Genomic DNA, 9,356 nt, shown 5'->3' with positions numbered 1-9,356 from the left:
CCACCAGACAACGACAGAAGATCCGCCACCCCCGACACATCCCCCCGCTCCACCACATCCCAGAACGCCTCATCCACCGCGCCCCGCACACCCACAGTGGACTCACGCACCTCCGACTGGGCCGGCCGCACCCAGTACCGCTCCCGCTGGAAGGCGTACGTAGGCAACTCCGGCAGGTACGTGCTCTGTCCGGCGGCCTGGCCGAGGACGGCGGTCCAGTCGACGGGCACGCCCCTGACCCAGGCGGAGGCCGCCAGGGTCAGGACGCCTTCGGTCTCCCCGCTTCGCGAGCTGAGCGCCGACACGAAGGAACTGCGGACGGAGTCATCGTCCGACAGGCACTGCTCGCCCATGGTCGACAGCACGTGATCGGGGCCGAGTTCCAGGTATGTCGTCACGTCCAGTCCGGCAAGATGCGTGATGCCGTCCCCGAAGCGCACCGCCTCACGCACATGGCGCACCCAGTACCCCGGATCACGCAACATCTCCGCCGACGCCACCGCACCCGTCACATTCGACACCACCGGCAACCCCGGAACACCGAACGACAACCCCTCAACCACACGCCGGAACTCCTCCAGCATCGGCTCCATCAACGGCGAATGAAACGCGTGCGACACCCGCAGACGACGCACCCGGCGCCCCTCCGCACGCCACTCCCGCTCCAGCTCCGCCACCACCGCCTCAGCACCCGAAACCACCACCGAGGACGGACCGTTGACCGCCGCCACACTCACAACACCCTCGTACCGCGCCAGCAACGGCAACACCTCGGCCTCAGCAGCCCGCACCGACACCATCGCCCCGCCCGCCGGCAACGCCTGCATCAAACGCCCACGCGCCGCCACCAGCACACACGCGTCCTCCAACGACCACACCCCAGCGACATAAGCCGCCACCACCTCACCAATCGAATGCCCCGCCACCACATCCGGCCGCACACCCCACGACGACACCAGACGGAACAACGCCACCTCAACCGCAAACAAACCACACTGCGCGAACAACGTCGCATCCAACGCCTCGGCGTCAGCGTCGGTGTCAGTCTCGTCACGGCCGAAGACCACATCACGCAACGAACAGCCCAACAACCCGTCGAACTGCCCACACACCTCATCGAAAGCCGCGGCGAACACCGGGAAAGCGCCGTACAACTCACGCCCCATCCCCACCCGCTGACTGCCCTGACCCGAGAACAACAACGCCAGCTTCCCCGACGCCACCTGCCCCCGCACCACACCCGCAACCGGCTCACCCGCCACCACAGCGGACAACCCAGCCCCGAAACCAGCCACATCACCCGCCAGCACCACAGCACGATGCTCAAACACCGACCGGCCCGACACCAGAGCAGACCCGACCTCCACCGGCGACAAGCCCGGCCGCTCGGCCACGAACGACGCCAGCCGACCCGCCTGCGCCTCCAACGCCACCCCGGACCGACCCGACACCACCCACGGCACCACCGACAACGACGACACCGGAACCGGACCCGAACCCGGCTCCGCCGCGTCACGGACCTCCACCGCGCCGGAAACCTCAGGCGCCTGCTCCAGCACCACATGCGCGTTCGTCCCACTGATCCCGAAGGAGGAGACACCCGCCCGACGAGGACGGTCACTCTCAGGCCAGGCCATCGACTCCGTCAACAGCTCAACAGCACCCTCGGACCAGTCCACATGCGAAGACGGCTCATCCACGTGCAGGGTGCGCGGCAGCACACCATGCCGCATCGCCAGCACCATCTTGATGATCCCGGCGACCCCGGCCGCCGCCTGCGTGTGCCCGATGTTCGACTTCACCGAGCCCAGCCACAACGGCCGGTCCTCAGGACGGTCCTGCCCGTACGTCGCGAGCAGCGCCTGCGCCTCGATGGGGTCACCCAGCCGCGTACCCGTCCCGTGCGCCTCGACCGCGTCCACCTCAGCCGCCGAAAGACCCGCACTCTCCAACGCCGCCCGAATCACCCGCTGCTGCGACGGACCATTCGGCGCGGACAGGCCGTTACTCGCGCCGTCCTGGTTCAGGGCGGAGCCCCGGACCACGGCGAGTACCGGATGTCCGTTGCGCCGTGCGTCGGACAGTCGTTCCAGCAGCAGCATGCCGACGCCTTCGGCCCAGCCGGTGCCGTCCGCGGCGGCCGCGAAGGGCTTGCAGCGTCCGTCCGGCGCGAGGCCCCGCTGCCGACTGAACTCGACGAAGGCACCCGGGCTCGCCATGACCGTCGCTCCACCCGCCAGGGCCATCGAGCACTCGCCCTGCCGCAGTGCGTGGGACGCCCAGTGCAGCGCCACCAGCGAGGACGAGCACGCGGTGTCCACCGTCACCGCGGGACCCTCGAAGCCGAACGTGTAGGAGATACGGCCCGAGGCGACGCTGCCCGCGTTGCCCGTCATCAGGTATCCCTCCGAGGCCTCCCCGGCCTGCTGCACCACGTCCCCGTAGTCGTGGTACGTGAGTCCGCAGAACACGCCGGTCTGGCTTCCGCGGACGGAAGCCGGGTCGATCCCGGCCCGCTCCAGTGCCTCCCAGGACGTCTCCAGGAGCAGCCGCTGCTGCGGGTCCATCGCCAGCGCCTCACGCGGCGAGATCCCGAAGAACGCCGGATCGAACTCCCCCGCCTCGTACAGGAACCCACCCTCACGGGCATATGCGGTGCCCTTGTGATCCGGGTCCGGGTGATAGAGCGCCTCCAGATCCCAGCCACGGTCGGTGGGCAGGCCGGACACCGCGTCCCCGTCGTTGACCAGCAGCCGCCACAGGTCCTCGGGGGTACGGACATCGCCCGGGAAACGGCAGGCCATTCCGACGATGGCGATCAGGTCGTCGTCGGTGGCTCCCCGCGCCGGCACCGCCTCCAGGTGCGAACCGGAGGTGGGCCGCTCGCTGTTCTCGTGGTCCGGACCCATCATCTCGCTGAGAATGTGGCGGGCCGCGGCAGTCGGGGTGGGGTAGTCGAAGACGAGCGTGGCCGAGAACCGGAGACCGGTCGCGGCGTTCAGCCGGTTACGCAGTTCCACCGCGGTGAGCGAGTCGAAGCCGAGGTCCTTGAACGCGCGCCCCACGGCGATCGTGTCCGCTTCCTTGTGGCCCAGGACGGCCGCCACGCTGTCTGTCACCAGCTCAAGCACGGCCTCTTCCCGCTCCGCCGGCGCGAGGCCGGAGAGCCGCCGCTGGAGAGCCGGGGTGCCGCTGTCGTCGGCGGCCTCGACCACCCGGCGGGCCGGGGCCCCGATGAGCCGTCGCAGGATCGCGGGTACGGTCCCGGGGCGCGCGTGTTGCCGCAGTACCGCCACATCCATCCGGGTCGGCACGAGGAGGGAGTCCTCCATGGTGCCCGCGAGGTCGAACAGCGCGAGTCCTTCCTCGGCGGGCAACGGCGTCATCCCGAACCGGGCCATGCGGGCCATGTCGACCTCGCCCAGGTGACCGGTCATGTCACTGCGCTCGGCCCAGAAACCCCAGGCCAGCGAGATCGCGGGAAGGCCAAGTGCCCGGCGGTGCGCCGCCAGGGCGTCGAGGAACATGTTGGCCGCCGCGTAGTTGCCCTGGCCCGCGGCGCCGAAGGTCGCGGCCGCCGAGGAGAACAGTACGAACGCGGTGAGTCCCATCCCCGCGGTCAACTCGTGGAGATGCAGCGCGGCGTCGGTCTTGGGGCGCAGTACCGCGTCGAGCCGTTCAGGCGTCAGCGACTCCACCAGACCGTCGTCCAGCACACCCGCCGCGTGCACCACTCCACGCAGCGGACGGTCGGCGGGAACGCGGGCCAGCAGACCGGCCAGCGCCTCGCGGTCCGTCACGTCGCACGTCTCGAACACCACACTGGCGCCGTGTTCGGCCAGGTCGCGCTCAAGCTCCGCCGCTCCTGGTACGTCCCTGCCCCGGCGGGAGGCCAGTACCACGCTGCGGACCCCGTGGGCGGTCACGAGGTGTTTCGCCACCAGACGTCCCAGCACACCGCTGGCGCCGGTGATCAGCACGGACCCCTCGGGGTCCCACACGGTGGCCGATCCGGGCGTCTTCAGCGGCCCCGACACGACCGCGGGTCCCGAGGAACCCTCGTCAGCGATGTTCGCGACGGCGGAGTCCGGGAGAGAAGAGGGAACCAGGGAAGCGGGTGCCGTCGCCCTGACGAGGCGCGGGACGTACACCCGGCTTTCCCGTACGGCGATCTGCGGCTCGTCACCGGCGAGTACCGCCTCCAGCACCCCGGCCGGCACCCCCTCCTCGTCCAGATCCACCAGCACGAACCGGCCGGGATGTTCCGCCTGGGCCGACCGCACCAGACCCCACACCGCGGCCGCCGCCAAGTTCTCCACACCCTCACCGGAAGCGGCCGCCACCGCCCCCCGCGTCACCACCACCAACCGGGACCCGGCCAGACGCTCCTCCGCCAGCCACCCCTGCAACAACTCCAGCACCCGCCGCACCACCGACCGCACACCCGCCGGATCGACCCCACCACCAGCACCCTCAGCGTCGGAGGAGAAGAAGGGTGCCAGGACGACTCCAGGCACGCTCTCACCCGTCGGGTCACCAGGGGCCAGCACCTCGGGGACGCCGTCGTAGGGGACGAGGTTCGCGTCGGTGCGGCCGGTGCCGTCGTGCAGAAGAGCGCGAAGCGCCGTGGCACCGGGTCCGACAGCCGTCCAGCGGGGGCCGGCGTCAGCGGTGTCCCGAGGAGCGGAGGGCAGATCCGTCCACTCCACCCGGAACAACGACTTCTGCGGAATCAGGCCGTGACCGGCCACGTCGTCCGCCGTCACCGTCCTGGTCGTCACCGCGTCGGCTTCGGCCACGACCCGGCCCGCCTCGTCGGCCAGCAGCAGCGAGACGCCCTCCGGAGCCGCCGGCGAGAGACGCACGCGCAGCGTGGTCGCACCGGTGGCGTACAGGGACACATTGGTCCACTGATGCGGAAGCACCACCGAGTCGGCATCCGCGGCCGACAGGTTGCCCGCCGCGTGCAGGGAGGCGTCCAGCAGCGCCGGGTGCACACCGAAACCGCCGGCGTCCGCGCGCTGGGCTTCGTCCAAGGCCACCTCGGCGAAGACCTCCTGGCCCTTGCGCCAGGCTCGGCGCAGTCCGCGGAAAGCGGGGCCGTACACCACGCCGCCACTCGTCTCGGCGTCCGCGTACAGCCGCTCCACGTCGATCGGCTCGGCGTCCGCCGGCGGCCACTCGCGGAGACGGGGCGTCTCCGGCGCGGCCGGCATGCCCGCCGCGAAGAGACCGGTGGCGTGCCGGGCCCAGGCGGCGTCCGACGCGCCGTCCTCGATCCGCGAGTAGATCTCCACCGTCCGGTGCCCGGAATCGTCCGCTCCACCGACGACGAGCTGAAGCTGGACCGCTCCGGTGTCGGGGAGCACGAGCGGCGTCGACGGCGTCAGGTCCTTCAGCCGGCCACAGCCGACCGCGTCGCCCGCCCGCAGCGCCAACTCCACGAACACGGAGGCCGGCAGCATCGGCCTGCCGAACGGCGCGTGATCGGCGAGCCAGGGATGCGTCCGCAGCGAAAGCCGCCCCGTGAACAGGTGCCCGCCGGTCGCCGGAAGGGTGACGGCCGCGCCCAGCAGGGGGTGATCGGCGGCCGAGAGCCCGGCGGAGCTGACGTCACCCCGCACGGCGGCGGACGGTTCGATCCAGTAGCGCTGGTGCTGGAAGGCGTAGGTAGGCAGCTCGACACGGCGTGCGCCCGTCCCCTCGAACAGGGCGGCCCAGTCGACGGCCGCGCCACCGACGAAGGCCTCGGCGGCCGAGGTGAGGAAGCGCTCCAGGCCGCCCTCACCCCGGCGCAGAGAACCCACCGCCGTCACTGCGGTGTCGTGGGCCTCGGCGGTCTGCTCGATCCCCATCGTCAGCACCGGGTGAGCACTGGACTCCACGAACAGACGGAAACCGTCATCCAGCAGCGCGTCCACCGTCTCCGCGAAACGCACCGTCTGCCGCAGATTGCGATACCAGTAGCCGGCATCCAGAGCCGACGTGTCCAGCACTCCACCAGTCACCGTCGAATAGAACGGAACCGACGCGGTGCGCGGGGCGACATCCGCCAACTCCCGCGCCAGGACCGCCTCGATCTCCTCGACATGCGCACAGTGCGAGGCGTAGTCCACCGCCACCCGCCGCGCCCGCACCCCGTCCGCCTCACAGACGGCCAGCAGCTCGTCCAGGGCGTCCGCGTCGCCCGAGACCACCACCATGCCAGGGCCGTTCACGGCGGCCAGCGACAGCCGGCCCTCCCACCGGGCGAGCAGATCACCGATCGCGTCCTCGCCCTGGGAGACCGAGACCATGCCACCCCGACCGGACAGGACCTTGAGCGCCTTACTGCGCAGCGCGACCACCCGCGCCCCGTCCTGCAACGACAGAGCACCCGCCACACACGCGGCGGCGATCTCTCCCTGCGAGTGACCGACCACGGCGGACGGCACCACACCCATCGACCGCCACACCTCGGCCAACGACACCATCACAGCCCACAACACCGGCTGCACCACGTCGACTTCACCCAGCCACGCCTCGTCCTGGGAACCGCCCCGCAGGATCTCGGTCAACGACCAGTCCACAAACGGGGCCAACGCCGCACCGCACTCCGCCACCCGACCGGCGAACACCGCCGACGACTCCAGCAACCCCGCCGCCATACCCAGCCACTGCGAACCCTGACCCGGGAACACGAACGCCACACGGCCGTCATCCGCACCCGCCGCGACACCCCGGACGAGCCCCGGCACCTCCCCACCCTGCGCCAGGGCGGTCAGCCGCTCCACCAGGCCCTCGCGGTCGCTGCCCAGAACCACGGCCCTGTGCTCGAACACGGATCGTGCCGTCGCCAGGGAGTACCCGACGTCCGGCACTGTCGACGCCGGTCGTCCCTCCGCGAAGGACCGCAGCCGCTCGGCCTGCGCCCGCAACGCCGCCTCGGACTTGCCCGACACCACCCACGGAACCGTGACCGGTCGTGCCACCGCTTGCGAGGGCTCCACCTCGGCGCCGGGGCCGAAGCCCGGACCTGAATCCTCGGCGGAAGCCGCGGCCGGCGCCTGCTCAAGGATCACGTGCGCGTTCGTACCGCTCACCCCGAACGAAGAGATCCCCGCCCTGCGGGGCCGCCCGGCCTCGGGCCACGGCGTGGACTCCGTCAGCAGCCGCAGTGCGCCGGAGGACCAGTCGACGTGCGACGTGGGCTCATCCACGTTCGGCATCGCGGGCAGTACGCCGTGCCTCATCGCCAGCACCATCTTGATGATCCCGGCGACCCCGGCCGCGGCCTGCGTGTGCCCGATGTTCGACTTGATCGACCCCAGCCACAACGGCTGACCTTCCGGGCGGCCTTGCCCGTAGGTGGCCAGCAGCGCCTGCGCCTCGATCGGGTCGCCCAGCCGGGTCCCGGTACCGTGCGCCTCTACCGCGTCGACCTCGGCCGCCGACAGTCGCGCGCTCTCCAAGGCCGCCCTGATCACCCGCTGCTGCGAAGGACCGTTCGGCGCCGTCAGACCATTACTCGCACCGTCCTGATTGACCGCCGAACCCCGCACCACGGCCAGCACCTGATGTCCGTTGCGGCGGGCGTCCGACAACCGCTCCAGCAGGAGCAGACCGACACCCTCACCCCAGCCCGTACCGTCCGCGGCAGCCGCGAACGGCTTGCACCGGCCGTCCGCTGCCAGCCCACGCTGCCGGCTGAACTCGATGAAGCCACGCGGAGACACCATCAGCGAGACGCCGCCCACGATGGCGCGGCTGCATTCGCCCTGGCGCAGCGACTGTGCGGCCAGGTGCAGTGCCACCAGGGACGAGGAGCACGCGGTGTCCACGGTGACGGCCGGGCCTTCGAGGCCGAAGGTGTAGGAGATACGGCCCGAGACAACACTGGCCGCGTTACCGGTGGCGACGTATCCCTCGGATACCTCGGGCGCCTTGTCCACGAGGGAGACGTACTCCTGGCCGTTCGTGCCGATGAACACGCCCGTCCGGCTGCCCCGCACGGACTCGGGGTCGATGCCGGCTCGCTCCCAGAGTTCCCAGGCGGTCTCCAGGAGGAGTCGCTGCTGCGGGTCCATCGCCAGCGCCTCACGCGGCGAGATCCCGAAGAACTCGGCGTCGAATCCGCTGACCTCGGCAAGGAAGGCGCCTTCGCGCACATAGCTCTTCCCGGTCGCGTCGGGATCCGCGTCGTACAGGCCGTCGAGGTCCCACCCGCGGTCGGCCGGGAAGTCGGACACGGCGTCCCGGCCCGCGGAGAGCAGGTCCCACAGCTCTTCGGCGGACCCGGCGCCTCCGGGGAAGCGGCAGCTCATCGCCACGACGGCCATGGGATCGTCGTCAGCGGCCGTGCCCGGGAGTGAGGCGTCGGCTGCGCCCGCGCTGTCCTCGCTGTCCTCGCGCGAGCCGAGCAGTTCGGTGAGCAGGTGCTCGGCGAGTGCGGCCGGCGTGGGGTAGTCGAAGACCAGTGTCGCCGAGAGCCGCATGTCGGTGGCTTCGGTGAGCCTGTTGCGCAGATTCACCGCGGTCAGTGAGTCGAAGCCGATCTCCATGAACGCGCGGCCCGGCGCGATCGCCTCGGCTCCGGTGTGGCCGAGGACGGCGGCGACATGGGCGCGTACGAGTTCGAGCACGACCCGTTGCCGTTCGGCCGGCGGCAGTCCTTCCAGCTTGCGCACCAAGGCGGAGGCCCCTTGGACAGGAGCGTCTTCCGTGGCCCCCTCCGCCGCGGCCGCCGACTGGTCGGCTTCCAGTATTCCGCCGAGCATGCGGGACAACTGCCGGGCTTCGAAGGTACCGGCGAAGCGCTTCCAGTCGGCGTCGACGACCGCGACTGCCGTGTCGTCCAGGACGAGTGCCCTCTCCAGAGCGCTCACCGCCAGTTCCGGGTCCATCGGGAGCATGCCGGTACGCCGGAGCGTGCGGCCCACTTCGGCGCTGCTGACCGCCATGCCGTCGTCGGCCCAGGGCCCCCACGCGATCGACGTCGCCGGCAACCCCTCACTACGCCGCAACTCCGCCAACGCATCCAGATACGCGTTCGCCGCCGCGTAATTCGCCTGCCCCGCACCCCCCACCGTCGCCGAGAACGACGAGAACAACACAAACGCCGACAACCCCATACCCCGCGTCAACTCATGCAAATGCCAAGCACCCTCAGCCTTCGCACGCAACACCCCCTCAAACCGCTCCACCGACAACCCATCCAGCACACCATCATCCAAAACACCCGCCGCATGCACCACCGCCGACAACGGAACACCCACCGGCAAACCAGCCAACAACCCCTCAACCGACGCACGATCCCCCACATCACACGCCACCACAGAAACCCCCACACCACCCCCCTCCAACTCAGCCCGCAACCC

The 9,356-nt window shown here is 70.6% G+C and carries 1 protein-coding gene; it reads right to left on the bottom strand.

The features are described from left to right. Nucleotides 1–9,356, bottom strand: a 9,356-nt coding sequence (locus tag ACFYMP_RS32105) for an SDR family NAD(P)-dependent oxidoreductase (protein ID WP_388864219.1), incomplete at both ends; no start/stop codon positions are given.

The sequence above is a fragment of the Streptomyces sp. NPDC007088 genome (genome assembly GCF_042869355.1).
GTDB lineage: Bacteria > Actinomycetota > Actinomycetes > Streptomycetales > Streptomycetaceae > Streptomyces.
This window is presented reverse-complemented; position numbering and strand designations above follow the sequence as displayed.